16 protein-coding genes are annotated in these 19,605 nt (G+C 63.2%); 9 read left to right on the top strand and 7 right to left on the bottom strand.

All coding sequences use genetic code 11. The annotated features are described in order from the left end of the window. A partial coding sequence (locus KF827_RS18365; protein WP_291008647.1) for an ATP-dependent helicase occupies positions 1 to 1,092 on the bottom strand: 1,092 nt, incomplete at its 3' end. Positions 1,093 to 1,175: 83 nt separating this feature from the next. Here KF827_RS18365 and KF827_RS18360 point away from each other — a divergent pair. Continuing rightward, positions 1,176 to 2,582 (top strand): FAD-linked oxidase C-terminal domain-containing protein, encoded by a 1,407-nt coding sequence (locus tag KF827_RS18360; protein WP_291008644.1) that lies wholly within the window; start codon positions 1,176 to 1,178, stop codon positions 2,580 to 2,582. Positions 2,583 to 2,651: 69 nt separating this feature from the next. On the opposite strand, the gene KF827_RS18355 is transcribed toward KF827_RS18360, so the two are convergent. Further along, positions 2,652 to 4,316: a DEAD/DEAH box helicase gene (locus KF827_RS18355; RefSeq protein WP_291008641.1), complete on the bottom strand. Its 1,665-nt coding sequence runs from the start codon at positions 4,314 to 4,316 to the stop codon at positions 2,652 to 2,654. Between the two features lie 334 nt (positions 4,317 to 4,650). Here KF827_RS18355 and KF827_RS18350 point away from each other — a divergent pair, with 334 nt between their 5' ends. From KF827_RS18350 to KF827_RS18325, 6 genes are all read left to right on the top strand, one after another. Next, complete coding sequence (locus tag KF827_RS18350; protein ID WP_291008638.1) at positions 4,651 to 5,886, top strand: nitrate/nitrite transporter; 1,236 nt, start codon at positions 4,651 to 4,653, stop codon at positions 5,884 to 5,886. Then, positions 5,883 to 6,755, top strand: coding sequence for a pirin family protein (locus KF827_RS18345; protein WP_291008635.1), 873 nt, complete (start codon positions 5,883 to 5,885; stop codon positions 6,753 to 6,755). The genes KF827_RS18350 and KF827_RS18345 overlap by 4 nt, the downstream gene beginning before the upstream one ends. A 110-nt stretch (positions 6,756 to 6,865) precedes the next feature. Beyond that, a complete protein-coding gene (locus KF827_RS18340) occupies positions 6,866 to 7,993 on the top strand; it encodes an FAD-binding oxidoreductase (protein WP_291008632.1) in 1,128 nt (375 codons plus the stop codon). 13 nt (positions 7,994 to 8,006) lie between these two features. After that, a complete protein-coding gene (locus KF827_RS18335; RefSeq protein WP_291008629.1) occupies positions 8,007 to 10,091 on the top strand; it encodes a molybdopterin oxidoreductase family protein in 2,085 nt (694 codons plus the stop codon). Between the two features lie 135 nt (positions 10,092 to 10,226). Further along, positions 10,227 to 10,880 (top strand): response regulator, encoded by a 654-nt coding sequence (locus KF827_RS18330; RefSeq protein WP_291008626.1) that lies wholly within the window; start codon positions 10,227 to 10,229, stop codon positions 10,878 to 10,880. A gap of 19 nt (positions 10,881 to 10,899) precedes the next feature. Continuing rightward, positions 10,900 to 11,865 (top strand): class I SAM-dependent methyltransferase, encoded by a 966-nt coding sequence (locus KF827_RS18325; RefSeq protein ID WP_291008623.1) that lies wholly within the window; start codon positions 10,900 to 10,902, stop codon positions 11,863 to 11,865. Here the strand turns inward: KF827_RS18325 and KF827_RS18320 are convergent. Continuing rightward, the gene (locus tag KF827_RS18320; protein ID WP_291008619.1) at positions 11,860 to 12,705 is read right to left on the bottom strand and encodes an RNA methyltransferase; all 846 of its coding nucleotides are present in this window, start codon (positions 12,703 to 12,705) and stop codon (positions 11,860 to 11,862) included. The two genes, KF827_RS18325 and KF827_RS18320, sit on opposite strands and share 6 nt — an antisense overlap. 147 nt (positions 12,706 to 12,852) lie before the next feature. Here KF827_RS18320 and KF827_RS18315 point away from each other — a divergent pair, with 147 nt between their 5' ends. Both KF827_RS18315 and KF827_RS18310 read left to right on the top strand, forming a co-directional pair. Beyond that, on the top strand, positions 12,853 to 14,217 hold the full coding sequence (locus KF827_RS18315) for a glutamate--cysteine ligase (protein ID WP_291008616.1): 1,365 nt from the start codon (positions 12,853 to 12,855) through the stop codon (positions 14,215 to 14,217). 181 nt (positions 14,218 to 14,398) lie between these two features. Beyond that, complete coding sequence (locus KF827_RS18310) at positions 14,399 to 15,640, top strand: mechanosensitive ion channel family protein (protein WP_291008611.1); 1,242 nt, start codon at positions 14,399 to 14,401, stop codon at positions 15,638 to 15,640. Here KF827_RS18310 and KF827_RS18305 read toward each other — a convergent pair. The 4 genes from KF827_RS18305 to KF827_RS18290 all read right to left on the bottom strand — a co-directional run. After that, positions 15,627 to 16,556, bottom strand: coding sequence for a hypothetical protein (locus KF827_RS18305; RefSeq protein ID WP_291008608.1), 930 nt, complete (start codon positions 16,554 to 16,556; stop codon positions 15,627 to 15,629). The genes KF827_RS18310 and KF827_RS18305 overlap by 14 nt on opposite strands. Beyond that, positions 16,543 to 17,355: a serine O-acetyltransferase gene (gene cysE / locus KF827_RS18300; RefSeq protein WP_291008605.1), complete on the bottom strand. Its 813-nt coding sequence runs from the start codon at positions 17,353 to 17,355 to the stop codon at positions 16,543 to 16,545. The genes KF827_RS18305 and cysE overlap by 14 nt, the downstream gene beginning before the upstream one ends. A gap of 99 nt (positions 17,356 to 17,454) precedes the next feature. Next, complete coding sequence (gene tldD, locus KF827_RS18295) at positions 17,455 to 18,897, bottom strand: metalloprotease TldD (RefSeq protein WP_291008602.1); 1,443 nt, start codon at positions 18,895 to 18,897, stop codon at positions 17,455 to 17,457. A 75-nt stretch (positions 18,898 to 18,972) separates the two neighbouring features. Next, a partial coding sequence (locus KF827_RS18290; RefSeq protein ID WP_291008599.1) for an EAL domain-containing protein occupies positions 18,973 to 19,605 on the bottom strand: 633 nt, incomplete at its 5' end.

The following is a 19,605-nucleotide window of genomic DNA, read 5'->3' as shown; positions in this document are numbered from 1 at the left end:
GCCCACCATGCGGGCTTCCTCGTCGCCGTCCCACACGCCCTGCACGATCACCTTGTCGCCCTCGGCGGTGTCGGTCCACAGCGTTTTGCCAAGGCGGCCGGTATTGTTGGCGATCAGGCCCGAAGCGGCGGCCAGGATATGCGGCGTAGAGCGGTAATTGCGCTCCAGGCGCACGATATGGGCATTCTCGAAATCCTTTTCGAAGCGCAGGATGTTGCCCACCTCGGCGCCGCGCCAGCCATAGATCGACTGGTCGTCGTCGCCCACGCAGCAGAGATTTTTGTACTCCTGCGCCAGCAACCGCAGCCACAGATACTGGCTGACATTCGAATCCTGATATTCGTCCACCATGATATAGCGGAATTGCCGCTGGTATTTCTTCAGCACCTCGGGCTGGGTGCGGAAGATGGTCAGGTTATGCAACAGCAGATCGCCGAAATCGCAGGCATTCAGTTGCAGCAGGCGCTGGTTATACAGCTCGAACAGCCCACCGCCGCGCCCTTCGGCGAAGCCGCTCTCCGATTTCGGTAAGGCGGTGGCGCTGCCGCTGCCATAGCCCTTGTCCTTCCAGCGGTCGAATTGTGCCGCCAGGCTGCGCGGCTCGATCTGCTTCTCATCCACGCCCTCGGCCTGCATCACCTGCTTGATCAGGCGGATCTGATCATCCTGATCCAGGATGGTGAAATTCGGCTTCAGCCCCACGGCCTCGGCATGGCGCTTGAGGATGCGGTTGGCGATACCATGGAAGGTGCCCAGCCAAAGCCCTTCCGCAGCCGGCCCGACAAGCTGCTCCACGCGCTCGCGCATTTCGCGCGCCGCCTTGTTGGTGAAGGTGACGGCCAGGATCTGGCTCGGCCAGGCCAGGCGCTGATACAGGATATTGGCGAGCCGGGTGACCAGCACGCGGGTTTTGCCCGTGCCGGCGCCGGCCAACACCAGCAACGGGCCTTGCAGATGGGTGGCAGCTTGGTATTGCGCCGTATTCAGCCCGGCGAGCCAGGGGGCCTGGACGTTGGGCGGAGCGGTATCGGCCGCCGGCACCGGCGGTTCCGGTTCGGGCTCGAAGCCGGCAAGATCGAAGGGATCGGACATGGCGTCTACATAGCCGATTCGCACACCATTGCGCCATGGCTGCTGGGAGAGTACGACTCGATGAAACCAGGGAGGAACCCGCCATGGCTGCCATCGCCGCCACGCCACGCCTGAGCGCTACCGCCACCGAAGCTGCGATTGCCGCCTTGAAGCAACTCCTGGGCGATCGCCTGAGCACGGCCACGGCAGTACGCGAACAGCATGGCCATGACGAAAGCTGGGCCCCGGCCTTTCCGCCCGATGCGGTGGCTTTCGTGGAAAGCACCGACGAAGTGGCAGAGGTGGTGAAGATCTGCGCCGCCCATGGCATGCCGATGATCCCCTTCGGCGCCGGTACGTCGCTGGAAGGCCATGTCACCGCGCCGCAGGGCGGCCTGTGCATCGACATGATGCGGATGAATGCCCTGCTCAAGGTGAATGTGGAAGATCTGGATGTGGTGGTGCAGCCCGGCATCACGCGCAAAGCGCTGAACGAGCAATTGCGCGATACCGGCCTGTTCTTTCCCATCGATCCTGGCGCCAATGCCTCGATCGGCGGCATGGTTTCCACCCGCGCCAGCGGCACCAATGCAGTGCGTTATGGCACGATGCGCGAGAATGTATTGGCGCTCACCGTGGTGTTATCCGATGGCCGGGTGATCCGCACCTCCAAGCGCGCGAAGAAATCCGCCGCCGGCTACGATCTTACGCGGCTCTTCGTCGGCTCGGAAGGCACGCTGGGCATCGTCACCGAAATCACGCTGCGGCTGTATGGCATTCCCGAGGCGATGTCGTCGGCGGTTTGCGGGTTCGATAGTCTGGAAGGCGCGGTGCGCACTGTCATCGCCACCATCCAGTCCGGCATCCCGGTGGCGCGAATCGAGTTGCTCGATGATGTGCAGCTCGATGCCATCAACAAATATTCCAAGCTGGATTATCGGGTTTGCAACACGCTGTTCCTGGAATTCCACGGCACCGAAGCCGGGGTGAAGGAACAGGCCGAGATGGTGCAGGCCATCGCTGCCGAACATGGCGGCGCGGATTTTCAATGGACCGTGAAACCGGAAGAACGCGCCAAGCTGTGGCAAGCGCGCCATGATGCGGCCTATGCCGCCAAGGCGTTGCGCTCGGGTTGCGAAATCTGGGCCACGGATGTGTGTGTGCCGATCTCGCGGCTGGCCGAATGCATCCTGGAAACCAAGGCAGACCTCAAGGATAGTTTCCTGATCGCGCCGTTGGTGGGCCATGTGGGCGATGGCAATTTCCACCTCGCCTTTGTGGTGGATCGCGGCAATCCGGCGGAGGTGGCGGAGTCGGAACGCATCAATGCCCGGCTGGTGCAGCGCGCGCTGGCGATGGAGGGCACCTGCACCGGCGAGCATGGCGTCGGCAGCGGCAAGATGAAATATCTTGTGGCCGAACATGGCGAGGCGGTGAGTGTGATGCGCGCCATCAAGAAGGCGCTGGACCCCGACAATCTGATGAATCCGGGCAAGATATTCAGCGTTTAGGCGCTGGGCGAAAAGCAACGGGGCCCTACTTTGCGGCAGGGCCCCGTTTTTTATTGATGGAAGCGGATATCAGCCGCGTGCAGCCTGCCGGCCACCGCTACGCTGGCCGCCGCTATGTTGGCCACCGTTGCGCTGGCCACCACTGCGCTGACCGGCGTTACGCTGGCCGCCGTTATGCTGGCCCTCGCTGCGCCCGCCACCATGACCCTGGCCGCCACTGCGATGCGGACGATGCTGGCCATTCGGCTTGCCGCCCTGATGCTGGCCGGCCGCGCCACCAGCATGATTCTGGCTCTTGCCCTTATAGCCGCCCTCGGCGCGATGTCCCTCAGCGCGATGTCCCTCGGCGCGGCGGTTTTCGCCCTGCTGGGCATTGCCGGCGGGTTTGCCGCGATAGCCCTGATCGTTGGAGCGGCGCTGATCCTGGCCGTGACCTTGGCGCTCACCGTGACCCTGGCGCTCGCCATGGCCCCGACCCCGACCTTGGCGATGCTCGCCACGGCCTTGCTCACCACGGGCATGCTCGCCGCGAGCCTGTTCGCCGCGGCCATGCGGCTGGGCAGAACCGGCGGTTTCCGCAGCCACCTTGATGGTGCCACGACGATCCTCGGCGGGAATCTTCTGCCGGATCAGGCGTTCGATATCCCGCAGATACGCGCGCTCTTCATGATCGCAGAAGGCGATGGCGATGCCGGCGCGGCCGGCGCGGGCGGTGCGACCGATACGGTGCACGTAGGATTCCGGCAGGTTCGGCAGCTCGAAATTGATCACATGGCTGACATCGGGGATGTCGATGCCGCGCGCAGCGATATCGGTGGCGACCAGAGCCCGCAGTTTGCCTTCGCGGAAGGCAGACAATGCCCGTTCACGCTGGCTTTGCGACTTGTTGCCATGAATGGCGGAAGACGGCACGCCCAGCTGCTCCAGATGGCGGCTCACCTTGTCGGCGCCGCGCTTGGTGCGGGTGAAGATCAGCGTGCGATGGATGCTCTCATCCTTCAGCAATTCGCCCAGCAAGGTGCGCTTGGCATTGGCATCCACATGGATCACGCGCTGCTCAACGCGGTCGGCAGTGGCGGCCACCGGGGTAACGGCCACGCGCACCGGATCGCGCAGCATGCCGCCGGCCAGCTTGGCGATATCGTCGGGGAAGGTTGCCGAGAAGAACAGGCTTTGGCGCCGTGCCGGCAATTGCGCCACGATGCGGCGCAGCGGCTGGATGAAGCCCATGTCGAACATCTGGTCGGCTTCGTCCAGCACCACGATTTCGGTCTGGTCGAGGCGGATGTTGCGGCTGTTGGTGTGGTCCAGCAGGCGGCCGGGGGTGGCCACCAGAATGTCCACGCCCTGCAGCATCTGCTTGATCTGCGGGCCAGGCGACACGCCGCCAAACACGATGGCAACGCTCACGCCCAGCTTGTGGCCGTAGAACCGGAAACGCTCGGCGATTTGGCTGGCCAGTTCGCGGGTGGGGCTCAGCACCAGGGCGCGGCAACCGCGCTGCTGGGCGCGCGGGCGCTTGCCATTGGCATCGGGCTGCGCCAGGCGATGCAGGATCGGCAGCGCGAAGGCCGCGGTCTTGCCGGTGCCGGTCTGGGCGATGCCCAGCAGATCGCGGCCCTGCATCACGTGCGGGATGGCCTGGGCCTGAATCGGGGTGGGGGTGTTATAGGGGCCAGAGGCCAGCGCCTGCAGAATCGGAGCAGCGAGGCCGAGTTCGTTGAAAGAGGACAAAGGGAATCCTTGCGTATAAAGCCGTGCAAACCGGTTCGGATGCTCCGAAGCGGTTGGGCGGCGGGGTGTGGAAACGCCCCGCGTGAACTGGGTCGTGATGGGAGACTGGTAGGGCTGCCGGCAGTACGATCCACGAAACACGACAGTGTGTGAGAACACGACGGTGGGGCGGGATCGTTCACGCGGCCTGGCGGCCTATAGTCGCGGCCCGATTGGCCTGCGATGGGCGAGGGTATGACAGGTAAACCCCGCAGGGTCAAGGGAGAATATTGCGCTGCGGCAAAAACCCGCCGAAGGGTTGCAAAACCGCGGCCCCGGCCGTCAAGTTACTGGAATGACAAGCTCGCCACCCGCCGATACCACCTTCCAACGCCGCCTGTTATGGCTGCTTTGCACGGCCGAGGTGCTGTCGATGGCGGGTTTTTCGGCCTTTCCGGCTTTGCAGCCGAACCTTACCGCCGCCTGGACTCTGAGCGCCGCCGAGGCGGGCTGGATCAACGGGCTGTTTTTCGGCGGTTACACCCTGGCCGTACCGTTTCTGGTGGCTTTCACCGATCGGGGCGATCCGCGCCGGGTGATGCTGATCGGCCTGGCTTTGTCGGTCGTCGGCAATCTGGGCTTTGCCTGGGCGGCGGAGGGCTTCCTCAGTGCGGCGGCGTTTCGCTTCATCAGCGGTGCGGCGCTGGCTGGCACGTATATGCCGGGTCTGGTGCTGCTCACCGATCATGTGCGTGGCCCGCTGCAATCGCGTTCGGTCTCTTTCTACACCTCCACCTTCGGCATCGGCAGCGCCGCGTCGTTTCTGGTGGCGGGCGAAATCGGCAGCCTTGCGCCATGGGCGCTGGTTTTCATCCTGGCCGGCCTGTCCAGCCTGATCGGTTTCGCGCTGATCTGGTTCTGGGCACCGAAACGCGATGCGGGCCAGCGTGCGGCGCCCTTGCCGTTGAAAGCGGTGCTGGATTTCCGACCGGTCTTTCGCAATATGGGCGCTATGCGCTACGTGCTGGGGTATGGCCTGCATTGTTGGGAATTGTTTACCCTGCGCTCGTGGATCGTGGCTTATCTCGATGCCCGCGCGGCGGCCGGCGCGGAAAGCCTGTGGCGCCCCACCATGGTGGCGATGATCGTGGTGCTGATCGGCGTGCCCGGCTCGATCCTCGGCAACGAGCTTGCCATGCGCATGGGGCGGGTGCGCTCGATCATACTGGTGGTGATCATCACGGCCGTGCTGGCGGCATTGACCGGCTTCACCTGGACCTGGCCCACCATGGCCTTGGCCTTGTTGTTGATCGTCTATATGTTCATGGTGATGGCGGATTCCGGCGCACTTACCGCAGGCGCGGTCGCCTCGGCCGATCCGGAACGGCGCGGCGCCACCATGGCGGTGCATTCCACCATCGGATTTTTCGGCGCCTTCCTTGGCCCGGTGGTTTTCGGCCTCACCCTCGATTGGGCAGGTGGGCCGGAGCAATCGGGAGCCTGGACGGCAGCCTTTATCAGCCTGGCGGCAGTGGGTGTGCTATCGCCGCTGGTATTGCTCACCATGGGACGCGGGAGATCAACAGCATGACCCAAGCCATCGACCTGATCATTGCGCCGCGCGGCCATGATATCGGCAATCTGGTGGTGCGCCGCCTGCTGCCTTACATGAAACGCCGCCATGTCGGCCCCTTCGTGTTCCTGGATCATTTCGGCCCCGTGGATATGCCGCCGGGTCCGGGCATGAATGTGCGGCCGCATCCGCATATCGGCTTGGCCACCATCACCTATCTGTTCGACGGCGAAATCCTGCATCGCGACAGCCTGGGTTTCGTGCAGCCGATCCGGCCCGGCGATGTGAATTGGATGGTGGCCGGCAAGGGCATCGTGCATTCCGAACGCGTGCGGCCGGAAGTGCAGGCCACGGGCCAGACCATGCATGGCGTGCAGGCCTGGCTGGCGCTGCCGCAGCATCTGGCCGAGATCGATCCGGCTTTCCGCCATCATCCCGGCAACAGCCTGCCGGAATGGCAGCAGAATGGCGCGCGCCTGCGCTTGGTGGCGGGCAAGGCCTATGGCCGGATCGCGCCAGAGGAATGGTTCGCGCCGATGTTTTACGTGGATGCCGATCTGCCGGCGGGTGCCAGCCTGGATATGACCGATGAATATGCCGAGCGCGCCATCTGCGTGGCCAGCGGCGCGATTGATATCGAAGGCACGCGTATCGAATCCGGTACGTTGGCGGTGCTGCATGAAGGGGCGAAGGTAAGTCTGCGTGCGGAAACCGATGCCCGCATCATGCTGTTGGGCGGAGCGCCGCTGGATGGCGACCGTCTCATGTGGTGGAACTTTGTCGCCTCCGACAAGGCGCGCATGGAGCAGGCCAAGGCCGATTGGCGCGACGGCCGTTTCGGCAAGGTGCCGGGTGAGGTGGATTTCATCCCGCTGCCTGAGAATTGACGCCGCCCTGCCTGCCTTTTGAGCTGCTCAAATAGCTGAAGCAGACAGCGCTTTTCGCTATACTCCGGCTTTGCGGTTGATCGAACAATTGACCATCGGAGTGAAGTGGTATGCGCGAGCGTTTCGATTTCGTGATCGTGGGAGCCGGCATTGCGGGCGCGGGCGCGGCTTATGCCCTGGCGCAGCATGGTTCCTGCCTGTTGCTCGAACGCGAAAGCCAGCCCGGCTATCACACCACCGGCCGTTCGGCGGCGCTGTTTTCGGAAACCTATGGCAATGCGCCGATCCGCGCGCTGACGGTTGCCAGCCGGGATTTCCTGATGAGCCCGCCCGAGGGCTTTGCGGATGTGCCGATCCTCACGCCGCGCGGCGTGATGATGGTGGGCGCGGCGGAAAAATCCGCGCAGCTCGATGCCACGTATGAAGAAATGCGCAAGCTGGTGGCCAGCGTGCGCCGCATTCCGGCATCCGAGGTGCTGGAGCGCGTTCCGGTGCTGCGGCCCGAGCAGGTTGCCGGCGGCGCGATGGACGAGCCCGAGGGCATGGATATCGATGTGCATGCGTTGCATCGGGGTTTTCTGCGTGCTGCCGCCCGTGCTGGCAGCAAGCTGGTGAACGACGCCGAGGTGACGGCCCTGCAGCGCGATGGTGCCGATTGGATCGTTGCCACCACGGCCGGCGAATTCACTGCCGGCATCGTGGTGAATGCCGCGGGTGCCTGGGCCGATGTGATCGGCGGTTTGGCCGGCGCCAAGCCGATCGGGCTGGAACCCAAGCGCCGCACGGCCTTCACCATTGATGTGCCCAATTGCGATTTCCAGCATTGGCCGATGGTGTTCGAAGCCGATGAGGCGGTGTATTTCAAACCCGATGCCGGGCGGCTGTTGATTTCGCCCTGCGATGAAATCCCCTCCGAGCCTTGCGATGCCCAGCCCGATGAAATGGATATCGCACTGGCCGCCGAAGCTTTTGAAACCCTGACCACCCTTACGGTGCGCCGCCCGGCGGCGAAATGGGCGGGTTTGCGGTCTTTCGTGGCCGATCGCAGCATCGTGGCCGGCTTCGATGCCGACCAGCCCGGTTTTTTCTGGCTGGCAGCCCAGGGCGGATATGGTATCCAGACTTCGGGAGCAATGAGCCGGGTGGCCGGTGCGCTGGTGCGCGGTCAGGCTCTGCCCGCCGATATCCAGGATCTCGGCATCACGGAAGCTGTGCTGAGCCCGAAACGATTGCGATGAATGCCGACCTGCGATGAACGCCATAGCCCCGAAACAGAAGGCAGAACGGCATAAGATCGGCCATTCCGCCTGCCCGCATGATTGCCCCTCCACCTGCGCGCTGGAGATCGATCTGCAGGATGGCAAGATCGGCCGGGTGCGCGGTGCGGCGGGCAACAGCTACACGGCCGGGGTGATCTGCGCCAAGGTGGCGCGCTATGCCGAGCGGGCCAACCACGCCGATCGTCTACTCAAGCCGCTGTTGCGCACGGGGCCTAAAGGCTCCGGGCAGTTTGCCGAGATCGGTTGGGCGGAGGCGCTGGACCGCACGGCAGAGGCCTTGCTGGCCGCCGAGGCGCGCTACGGCGCCGAAACCGTATGGCCGTATTTCTATGCCGGCACAATGGGCCTGGTGCAGCGCGACGGCATCAACCGCCTGCGCCATGCCAAACGCTATTCGGGCCAGCATTCCACCATTTGCGTCACGTTGGCGCGCGCCGGCTATATCGCCGCCACCGGGCATCTTTCCGGGCCGGATCCGCGCGAAATGGCAAAAAGCGATTGCGTGGTGATCTGGGGTACCAATGCGGTGCATACCCAGGTGAATGTGATGACCCATGCCATCCGCGCGCGCAAGGAGCGCGGCGCCAAGTTGGTGGTGATCGATCCCTATCGCAATGCCACCGCCGAACAGGCAGACATGCATCTGATGCTGCGGCCTGGCACCGATGGCGCGCTGGCCTGCGGCGTGATGCATGTGTTGTTCAAGGAAGGCTTCGCCGACCGCGATTACATGGCACGCTATACCGATGTGCCCGACGAACTCGAGCGCCACCTGCAAAGCCGCGATCCGGCCTGGGCCGCAGCCATTACCGGGCTAGGCGTGGATGAGATCGTGGCCTTCGCCCGCCTGCTGGGCGAGCGCAAACGGCATTACATCCGGCTGGGCTATGGATTCTCGCGCAGCCGCAATGGCGCGCCGAACATGCATGCCGCCACCTGTATTGCCTCCGTAACCGGTGCTTGGCAATACGAGGGCGGCGGCGCGTTTCATAACAACGGCGCGATTTTCCATTGGAACAAGGCGCTGATCGAAGGACTGGACCTGCGCGATCCAACTGTGCGCGATCTTGATCAATCGCGCATCGGCCCGGTGCTGGTGGGCGAGGCCGAGGCACTGAAGCATGGCCCGCCGGTTACGGCTTTGCTGATCCAGAATACCAATCCCATGGCGGTGGCGCCGGAATTGGCCAAGGTGCATCGCGGCTTTGCGCGCGACGATCTGTTCGTCTGCGTGCATGAGCAATTCATGACCGATACGGCCAAGATGGCCGATATCGTGCTGCCCGCCACCATGTTCACCGAGCATGACGACATCTATCAGGCCGGCGGCCAGCAGCATATCCTGCTCGGCCCCAAGCTGGTGGAAGCGCCTGGCGAGGCGCGGGAAAACCATTACGTGATCTGCGAATTGGCCAAACGCCTCGGCGCAGAGCATGAAGGCTTTCAGCTCTCCGCGCGCGAAATTGTGGATCGCACATTGGCGGCTTCGCGCTATCCCGGTTTTGAAACCCTGGAAACCGAGCATTGGCATGATTGCCAGCCGGATTTCCGCCGTAGCCATTTTCTGGATGGGTTTTTCGGCCATGCCGATGGTCGTTTCCATTTCTCGCCGGATTGGTCGGCAATGGGGCCGGATCATCAGCGCCTGCCGCGCCTGCCCGATCATGTGGACCTGATCGAGGCCGCCGATGCCGAACATCCTTTCCGGCTGGTGACCGCGCCGGCCCGCAATTTCCTGAATACGAGCTTCACCGAAACCCCCACATCGGCCGGCCGCGAGGCCAGGCCGAGCGTGATGCTGCACTCCGAGGATGCCGCAGCGCTCGGCGTTGCCGATGGCGCCTTGCTGCGCATGGGCAACAAACGCGGCGACCTGGCCATCCATGCGCGGGTTTTCAACGGCGTGCAGCGCGGCGTGGTGATCGTGGAAAGTCTGTGGCCGAACAGCGCCTTCGTGGAAGGCATCGGCATCAATCTGCTGATCGGCGCCGACCCGGCACCGCCCAATGGCGGGGCGGCGTTTCACGATACCGCTGTGTGGTTGCGCCAAGCTTAGCTTTATCGCTTCATTAGCGAAAAATAACTATGCCGTGCGGCGCTTTTTCAGCAGTCTGAAGCGATCCGATATTCTAATCGCATCATACCCACGTATCGGCAGGGAGCGTGGGCGATTGCGTAGAGCAGGGCATCCTTGGGCAAGCCGTACCAACCGCAATTGCGCAATCTTATCGCCGCCATCGATGGCGAGGCGCGGCGCAGCATGGTGCCGGTCTTCGCGGCTCTCGAATTGCTCAACCAGCCTCTGCCGCCCGACAATGCCCTGGACTTGCTCGATCGTGCCCTGGTGGCGACCGACCGTATGCATGAACGGCTGGCTTTGCTGCGTAGCCAGATTGCCAATCTATCGGATCAAACCGGCGATGCGGCTGGCATGCCGTCGGCAAGCAGCGTTGCTCTGTTGCGCCATCGCCATGTTCTGCTGGCGGAAGACAGCAAGACCAGCCAGTTGGTATTGACCATGCTGCTGCGCGCCGGCGGCGCCGAAGTGCGCGTGGTGGCCGATGGCAAGGCGGCTGTGCAGGAAATCAGCGAACATGGCCGGTATTTCGATGCCGTGTTGATGGATCTGCATATGCCGGTGATGGATGGCATGGAGGCTACCCGGGCGATCCGGGCTTTGCCTGGGCCGGCCAATGCGGTGCCGATCATCGGTATCACCGCCGAGGAGCAGCCCGAACGCCTGGCCGCCTTCCGCGCCGCCGGCATGCAGGATGTGCTGACCAAGCCGGTGGATCTTGCCGCGCTCTATCGCACGCTCTCCCAGGTATTGCACCCCCCCGCCTGAGTGTGGGACACAGGCGGTCATGACGCCGCCAAAATTGTTTCCCGACCATCTGCCGGCCCCCGATGTGCTGATCGCCCCCGATATGCTGGGGAGCGCCGGCGAGGGGGCGTGGCCGGATTATCGCCTGCTGGATAGCGGCCATGGCCGCCGGCTGGAGCAATTGGGCCGTATCCGCGTAATTCGTCCCGAACCGCAGGCGATGTGGTCGCCCAAGCTGCCGGAGAGCGAATGGGATCGCGCCGATGCCAGCTTCGGACCCAACGAAAAAAGCGAGGAGGATGCCGGCAACTGGCGCTTCCGCCGCGAATTGCCGGAAACCTGGAAGGTGGCCTGGCGCGACCTGCGTTTCCATGGCCGCTTCACGCCGTTCCGCCATCTCGGCTTTTTCCCTGAGCAATGCACGCAATGGGACTGGGTGATGCAGGCCGTGGCCGGCCGCGTCAAACAGGGGGGCGAGCCGCCGCGTATCCTGAACCTCTTCGGCTATACCGGCGTGATCTCGCTGGCGGCTGCCAAGGCTGGCGCCAAGGTCACCCATGTCGATGCCTCCAAGAAGGCCATCGGCTATGCCCGCGAGAATCAGGAACTGGCCGGCATGAACGATGCGCCGATCCGCTGGATCGTGGATGACGCGCGCAAATTCGTCGCCCGTGAATTGCGGCGCGGCGCGCGCTACGAGGGCATCATCCTCGATCCGCCGAAATTCGGCCGTGGCCCCAAGGGCGAAGTATGGAAGGTGTTCGAGGGCTTGCCGGCTTTGCTTGCCGAATGCGGCGCGCTGTTATCCGACAACGCCATGTTCTGCATCCTTACGGCTTACGCGGCGCGGCTTTCGCCGCTCTCATTGCAATCCTTGATGGCCGAGCATATGCCCAGGCACGAGACCCGGGGCGGGCGCATAGAATGCGGCGAACTGGCTTTGCGCGAGGAATCCGGCCGGCGTTTGATCGCTACCGCGCTGCATGCGCGCTGGTCGCGTTCATAGGCTTTTGCGATTGATCTCGTAGAGCAGGATGGCGGTCGCCACTGCCAGATTCAGCGAATCCGCCGTCCCGCGCATGGGAATCCGCACCCGCGCATCGCAGGCATTTTCATAGGCTTCCGGCAGGCCGGCCTGTTCGTTGCCCATCAGCAGGAATGTCGGCGCCTTGGTGTAATCCGGTTTGCGGTAATCCTGCGAGGCGCGCAGCGAAGTGCCCACCATCTGGCCATTGCGCTTGCGGCACAAAGCCTCGAATTCGGCGAAGCCGGACTTGCCCAGCCTGACCGCGAAGATCGAACCCATCGAAGCGCGCACGGCTTCGATCGAGAAGGGGTCGCAGCAATCGTCGATCAGCACGATGCCGGCGGCGCCCACCGCATCGGCGGTGCGCAGGATGGTGCCCAGATTGCCGGGATCGCGCACCATCTGCAGGCCGATCACGCAATCGCCGGTTTGCGCCGGGATGTCATCCAGCGCGGTCAGCCGCGCTTCATACACGCCGATCACACCCTGCGGGTTGTCGCGTCGGCTGATCTTTTCCATCGCCTGACGGCCGGCCATGATGCATTCAACGCCGGCATTCAGGCAGCGGGCCAGAAACGGTTTCAGCTTGCCATGCTCGGCCAGTTCATCGCTGTAGATCAGGGTTTTCGGCAACCGGCCCTGTTCGGCGGCGGCCAGGGCGGTGCGCAGGCCCTCGGCCAGGAACAGCCCGGTTTCGCGCCTGTGCTTCTTGTCCTCCAGTGCCCGCACCAGCTTGATGGCCGGGTTGCTGGCGCTGGTTACCGTTTTGATCTCGCCCTTCATGCCCGATGGCTTAGCAATCTTCGCCGGTCCTGTCATCCGCCAGTCATTGCCGGACTCTAGGCTCCAGACCCTAGACATCTGCGATTTACTGCTCCATATGCCGTGGACTGGCTGGGGGGTGGGCCCGGAATTTGGTCCAGACCGGCGGTTTATGTGTTTGAAGATTATCCAAACGAGGCCCCAATGTCTGGACCCGCGCAAGCGCCCGACACCCCTATCACCGACATCGCGCAGTTGGTGGATTACATGGCCCAGGGCTGCAAGCCCGCCGCTGAATGGCGGATCGGTACCGAACACGAGAAACTGGCCTATACCATCGACGATTTCCGCCCGCTGCCCTATGAGGGGCCTTATGGCATTCAGCGCCTGCTGAATGAATTGCAGCGTTTCGGCTGGCAGCCGGTTACCGAAGGCGGCAAGGTGATCGCCCTCACCATGGACAACCAGTCGATCACGCTGGAACCGGGCGGGCAGTTCGAATTGTCTGGCGCGCCGCTGGAAACCATCCACCAGACCTGTATCGAAGTGGGCACCCATCTCAAGCAGGTGCGTCAGGTGGGGCAGGAGATGGGCATCGCCATGGCCGGCCTGGGTATGCAGCCGAAATGGCGCCGCCAGGATATTCCGGTGATGCCCAAGGGCCGCTATGGCATCATGAGTGCGTATATGCCCAAGAAGGGCAATCTCGGTCTTGATATGATGTTTCGCACCTGCACCGTGCAGGTGAATCTCGATTTCGCCTCCGAAGCCGATATGGTGCAGAAATTCCGCATCGGCCTGGCGCTGCAGCCGCTAGCCACCGCGTTATTCGCCTCTTCGCCCTTCACCGAGGGCAAACCCAACGGCTTCCTCAGCTTCCGCAGCCATATCTGGACCGATACCGATCCCGACCGTTCGGGCATGCTGCCTTTCGTGTTCGAGGATGGCATGGGGTTCGAGCGCTATGTTCAGCATGCGCTGGATGTGCCGATGTATTTCGTCTATCGCGACGGCAAATATATCGATGCCTCGGGCCAGAGCTTCCGCGATTTCCTGGCCGGCAAGCTGCCAGCCTATCCCGGCCAGTTGCCCACCTTGCGCGATTGGGCGGATCATATCACCACGCTGTTTCCCGAAGTGCGGCTGAAGCGCTATCTGGAAATGCGCGGCGCGGATGGCGGCCCCTGGGGCCGGCTTTGTGCGCTGCCGGCCTTGTGGACCGGCCTGCTTTACGATGCCGGCGCGCAGGATGCGGCTTGGGATCTGTGCAAGGACTGGACTCATGAAGAGCGTGCACGCCTGCGCGTGGAAACGCCGAAATACGGCCTGGCCACGCCTTTCCGCGGTGGCGATTTGCGGCCGGTTGCCAAGGCGATGATCGAGATCGCGCAATCGGGCCTGCGGGCGCGCAAGCGGATTTCGCCGGCCGGCGAGGATGAAACCCATTTCCTCTCGCCGCTGGTGCAGATCGTGGAAAGCGGCATCACCCCTGCCGAGGAATTGCTGGCGCTGTATCATGGCCGCTGGAACCGTTCGGTGGATCCGATCTTCACTGAACTGGCCTACTAACTGCTTCTTGACCAGCCATCTACCTATTGAGCCAACTACCTATTGAAATTGGCAGCCCCGATCCCCATATCTAGTGGGTCGGGGCTTGCCATCGTGTTTTCCAGGCCGTTTCAGCCTGTGCAGCAATATCTGCCTGCATTACGCGCAGCCCGCAAAAAACCATGTGAGGGCGGAGGCTGCGATGGATCAGCTCAATACCTTTTTATCGCTCGATATAGCCAAGCATCCCTGGGCACAGACCCTGCTGGCGCTGGGCATCCTTGTACTGGCTGCATGGCTGGTGAATTTCGTGCTGAAGGCGCTGCTGCTGCGTGGCTTGAACCGCCTGCTGGGCCGTACTGCCTATGGCCGCGATGCCGAACTGCGCCAATATGGCGTGATCGAGCGTTTGGCGAATATCGCACCGGCATTGGTGCTGTCTGCCGGTATCGGCCTGGTGCCGGGCCTGCCGGTGATTTTGGCCACGGTTGTGAAGAATGTGGCCAATGCCTTCATCATTCTTTCGCTGGCGATGGCCATAGCCGCTGTGCTGAATATCGTCGATACGCTGTATCACCGCCGGCCGGAAGCGCGGCAGAAGCCGATCAAGAGCTATATCCAGATCGTGAAGATCGCCATCTATGTGGTGGCGGCCTTGCTGATGATCGCCACCTTGATCGACCGTTCGCCGGTGATCCTGCTGTCTGGTCTGGGTGCGATGGCGGCGGTGCTGATATTGGTGTTCCAGGATACCCTGCTGTCATTGGTGGCGGGCATCCAGATTTCCTCCACCGACATGGTGCGGGTGGGCGATTGGATCGAGATGCCCGGCCAGAATGCCGATGGCGATGTGATCGAAATCGCGCTGCATACCGTGAAGGTGCAGAATTGGGATAAGACCGTCACCACCCTGCCGATCCGCAAGCTGGTGACCGAGCCGTTCAAGAACTGGCGCGGCATGACGGAATCCGGCGGGCGCCGCATCAAGCGCGCGATCAATCTGGATCAGACCAGTATCCGTTTTCTGGACGCGGAGGATATCGAGCGGCTGAGCCATATCGGCCTGCTGGAAACCTATCTGCATGGCAAGAGTCAGGAATTGCAGCGATGGAACAGCAGCCTCGGCGAGAAGGGGCGTTTTGCCGCCAATACCCGCCGCCTCACCAATATCGGCACGTTCCGGGTTTATGTGGATGCCTATCTGCAACAGCATCCCGGCCTGCATAAAGACATGACGCTGATGGTGCGCCAATTGCCGCCGGGACCGGAAGGCCTGCCGCTGGAACTCTATTGTTTCACCAATACCGTGGCTTGGGCGGATTACGAGCGCATCCAGTCGGATATCTTCGACCATCTCTTCGCTATCCTGCCGGAATTCGGCCTGCGGGTTTTCCAGGCGCCGACGGGGCAGGATATGCGGATGCTGACGGCTAGCGCCGCTTGAGCCAGGCGGCGAGTCTGTCGGGGGCGTAAAGCGAGGCGTTTTCCGCTTCCAGCAGCATCTGCGGCGGCGCCAGCAGTGCAGCCGTCAATGCAGCGCGGCGGCGGCGCGCCTCGGTCCATTCGCCGGCCTCTGCCAGGGTGGCGATATCGCGCAGGTTCAGGCTCCATTGCTCCAGTATGGTGCGTGGGCCGGCTTGGTCGAAACGCTCATGCATGAAGCCGATCTGGCCGCGCAGCATGCCGGTGATGCGTGCGGATAGCGCGGCATCTTCTTCCGCCAAAGGCAGGATCAGCAGGCGGCTGAAGCGCGCCAGTTCGGCCAGTTCGCTCCGCAGCGTTATGGCGCTATCGGGCATGTCGGTTGGTTGCAGCAGGCGCATATAGGCCACCAGTGCATCCAGCAGCAGGGCATCCGGCTCAGCGCCGGCAAATTCCATCACGATCACTTCGCGGGTGAATTCGCGCAAACTGCCGCTGCGTTGATCGAAGCCGAAGCGCGGCCTGGCCAGCACACCGCGCAGGGATGGAATCTTTTGCGGGTCGAAGCGATGATTTTCCGCGCGCGCATGCCACAGCGCGTTGCTCAGATCCACCTCGCCAGGTTGCTTCGACAGGCCGGGAATGAAAAAACCGCTGCTGACATGGCCATTGGCATGGCAGGCCTGGCAGGATAGCCCTGCCTTGCGCGCATTGCCGCCCAGGATATCCGGGCTGCGGAAAGCCAGGCGTCCGAATTCGCTGTAAAAGCTCTGGGCTTCGCCGCCGGAAAGCGTTTCGGCAGGCCGGGTGGTCAGGTCATGCAGGTTAAGGCTGCCGCGCGGCAACCAGTCCAGCGCACCACGCAGGCTTTGCGCCGCCGCCATGCAGGGCAGCAGCAATGCCAGCAGCAAAACGGCGTAGAGACTATTCAGCCTCATGCGGTAATGCGTGATTCATCTCTCGCGCCGGTTGTTCGCATTCGCAATCGCCAACGATCTTGGCCGGCACGCCGGCCGCCGTGCAATGCGCCGGCACCGGGATCAGCACCACGCTGCCGGCGCCGATCTTGGCACCTTCGCCGATCTCGATATTGCCCAGGATATTCGCGCCGGCGCCGATCAGCACGCCGCGCCGGATCTTCGGATGCCGGTCGCCGGTTTCCTTGCCGGTGCCGCCAAGCGTGACATTCTGCAGCATCGACACATCATCCTCGATCACGGCGGTTTCGCCGATCACCACGCCGGTGCCATGGTCGATCAGGATGCCGCGGCCGAATTTGGTGGCCGGATGGATATCCACCTGGAAAACCTCCGATACGCGGCTTTGCAGCAGGAAGGCCATTGTCTCGCGACCCTGATGCCATAGCCAATGCGCCACGCGATGGCCCTGGATGGCCAGGAAGCCCTTGAAGAACAGCAGGGGCTTCAGATAGGAGCGGCAGGCCGGGTCGCGTTCATTCACCGCCACAAGGTCGGCGCGCACCGCATTGCCGATATCGGGATCGGCGGACAGCGCCTCGTTGATCACCTCGCGCATCACCAACGGCGAAAGATCGTCGTTGGCCAGGCGATTGGCCAATTGATAGCTCAGTGCATCCTCCAGCCGCTTGTGATGCAGCACGGCGGAATGCACCAGGCTGGCAAGCAGGGGTTCGTTCGCCACCGCTTCGGCGGCCTCCAGCCGGATGCGGCTCCAGACCGGATCGTGACTGACGATCTTGTTGGCAATCATCGGCATTGGCGGGGTCTCCCGAAACTGGATTAGCCGATCTTATAGCAAAGATCGTTAATTTTGTCAGGCCACTGAACTCAGGGCACTGAACTCAGGCGACAGAATTCAGGCGGCGGTGCCGCCTACGGTCAGGCCTTCGATCAGCAGGGTAGGCTGGCCCACGCCGACCGGCACGCCCTGGCCGCTCTTGCCGCAGGTGCCGATGCCTTCGTCCAGCTTCAGATCGTTGCCCACGGCGCGGATCTTGGTCAACACATCGGCGCCGGCCCCGATCAGGGTGGCGCCCTTGATCGGTGCTCCGATCCGGCCGCGTTCGATCAGATAGGCCTCGGTGCAGGAGAACACGAATTTACCCGAGGTGATGTCCACCTGGCCGCCACCGAAATTCACCGCATAGATGCCCTTATCCACACCGGCGAGGATTTCGCCCGGATCACGGTCGCCGGCCAGCATGTAGGTGTTGGTCATGCGCGGCATCGGACTATGGGCAAAGCTTTCGCGGCGGCCATTGCCGGTGGGGCGCATGCCCATCAGGCGGGCATTCAGGCGATCCTGCATATAGCCCTTGAGGATGCCATTCTCGATCAGCACGGTGTTTTCCGTCGGTGTGCCTTCATCATCCACGGTAAGCGAGCCCCGGCGCTGATCCAGCGTGCCATCGTCCACCACGGTCACGCCCGGCGCCGCTACGCGCTGGCCCAGCATACCGGCGAAAACCGATGTCTTCTTGCGATTGAAATCGCCTTCCAGGCCATGGCCGATAGCTTCGTGCAGCAGGATGCCAGGCCAGCCGGGGCCCAGCACCACCGGCATTTCGCCGGCCGGGGCAGGCACGGATTCAAGATTGACCAGCGCCATGCGCAGGGCTTCGTCCACTTCCGACTGCCAATGGTTGGGATCGAAATATTTGGTGAAGCCGAGGCGGCCGCCGGCACCGCGGCTGCCGCTTTCCTGCCGGTCGCCTTGGCCGGCCACCACCGAAACATTCAGTCGAACCAGCGGGCGGATATCCTGCACCAGGGTGCCATCGGCGCGCAGGATCATCACCGCCTGCCAGGAACCGGCCAGCGAAGCGCTGACCTGGCGCACACGGCTATCCTTGGCGCGGGCATAGGCATCGATATCCTGCAGCAGCTTCACCTTGCGGTCGAACCCGATTTCGGAAAGCGGGTTGTCGTCGCCATAGAGATGACGGTTGGTGGCAAGCGGCGGCAGCGCCATGTCGCCGCCATGGCCGGCGCGCACCGCACGCACGGTATCGGCGGCGCGGCGGATCGCGGCTTCGCTCAATTCGGAAGCATGGGCATAGCCGGTCTGCTCGCCCGATACGGCACGCAGGCCGAAGCCCTGGCTGGTATCGAAGCTGGCCGATTTCAGCCGGCCATCGTCGAAGCTGAGCATTTCCGACTGGCTGTATTCGAGAAACAATTCGCCATCATCGGCGCCATGCAGCGCATCGCCCACCAGGCCTTCCACCCGGGCGCGGTCCAACCCGGCGCGGGTGAAGAACAATTCCTGTGCGTCGTGCAGCTTCGGGCTATCGCTCATGGCATCCTCAAACGGCTTCCTGCCGTCAATATAGGGCAGGGCAAGGGGAAAAACAGCCGCTTGGCCGGGGGGCGTTTAATGCTTGCGGCGGTCGCTATTGCGCAGCATTTCCGCCATTTCCTCGGGCCCGATCGGCTTGCTGATCAGGTAGCCCTGCAATTCGCTGCAACCGGCGGCCCGCAGGAATTCGCGCTGCGCTTCGGTTTCCACACCCTCGGCCACCACCGGCAATTCAAGACCGCTGGCCATACCCACCATGGCGCGCACCAGGGCCACATCCTTTTCGTTATGCGGCAGGTCGGTGATGAAGGCGCGGTCCAGCTTGATCTTGCGGATCGGTAATTGCTGGATATAGCTCAGCGACGAATAGCCGGTGCCGAAATCGTCCAATGCCGCGTCGATGCCCACCTCGGCCAGTTCGCGGATGGCGCGCACGGTTTCGCTCATATTCTGGATTGCCGCCTGTTCGGTGATCTCGATCCCCAGATAGGGCGTCAGTTCGGGCTCGGCCGCGGCCAGGTTGCGGAAATAGCCGGGCAGGTCGTCGCGCACGAATTGCTGGCCAGACACATTGATGAAAACCCGGCGCGGCTCGATGCCCCGGTTGCGCCAATCGCGCACCTGCTTGGCGGCATGGTCGATCACCCAGCGGGTGATCTGCACGATCATGCCGCTTTCCTCGGCCAGCGGAATGAATTCGGCCGGCGA

This window comes from Ferrovibrio sp. (genome assembly GCF_019636075.1).
Taxonomy (GTDB): Bacteria; Pseudomonadota; Alphaproteobacteria; order Ferrovibrionales; family Ferrovibrionaceae; genus Ferrovibrio.
The sequence above is the reverse complement of the archived record's forward strand: the minus strand, read 5'-3'. Positions and strand labels throughout refer to the sequence as shown.

Coding starts and splice junctions, on each gene's coding strand:
- KF827_RS18360 (WP_291008644.1), top strand. CDS start 1,176: ATGGCTGCCATCGCCGCCACGCCACGCCTGAGCGCTACCGCCACCGAA.
- KF827_RS18350 (WP_291008638.1), top strand. CDS start 4,651: ATGACAAGCTCGCCACCCGCCGATACCACCTTCCAACGCCGCCTGTTA.
- KF827_RS18345 (WP_291008635.1), top strand. CDS start 5,883: ATGACCCAAGCCATCGACCTGATCATTGCGCCGCGCGGCCATGATATC.
- KF827_RS18340 (WP_291008632.1), top strand. CDS start 6,866: ATGCGCGAGCGTTTCGATTTCGTGATCGTGGGAGCCGGCATTGCGGGC.
- KF827_RS18335 (WP_291008629.1), top strand. CDS start 8,007: ATGAACGCCATAGCCCCGAAACAGAAGGCAGAACGGCATAAGATCGGC.
- KF827_RS18325 (WP_291008623.1), top strand. CDS start 10,900: ATGACGCCGCCAAAATTGTTTCCCGACCATCTGCCGGCCCCCGATGTG.
- KF827_RS18320 (WP_291008619.1), bottom strand. CDS start 12,705: ATGACAGGACCGGCGAAGATTGCTAAGCCATCGGGCATGAAGGGCGAG.
- KF827_RS18315 (WP_291008616.1), top strand. CDS start 12,853: ATGTCTGGACCCGCGCAAGCGCCCGACACCCCTATCACCGACATCGCG.
- KF827_RS18310 (WP_291008611.1), top strand. CDS start 14,399: ATGGATCAGCTCAATACCTTTTTATCGCTCGATATAGCCAAGCATCCC.
- KF827_RS18305 (WP_291008608.1), bottom strand. CDS start 16,556: ATGAGGCTGAATAGTCTCTACGCCGTTTTGCTGCTGGCATTGCTGCTG.
- cysE (WP_291008605.1), bottom strand. CDS start 17,355: ATGCCGATGATTGCCAACAAGATCGTCAGTCACGATCCGGTCTGGAGC.
- tldD (WP_291008602.1), bottom strand. CDS start 18,897: ATGAGCGATAGCCCGAAGCTGCACGACGCACAGGAATTGTTCTTCACC.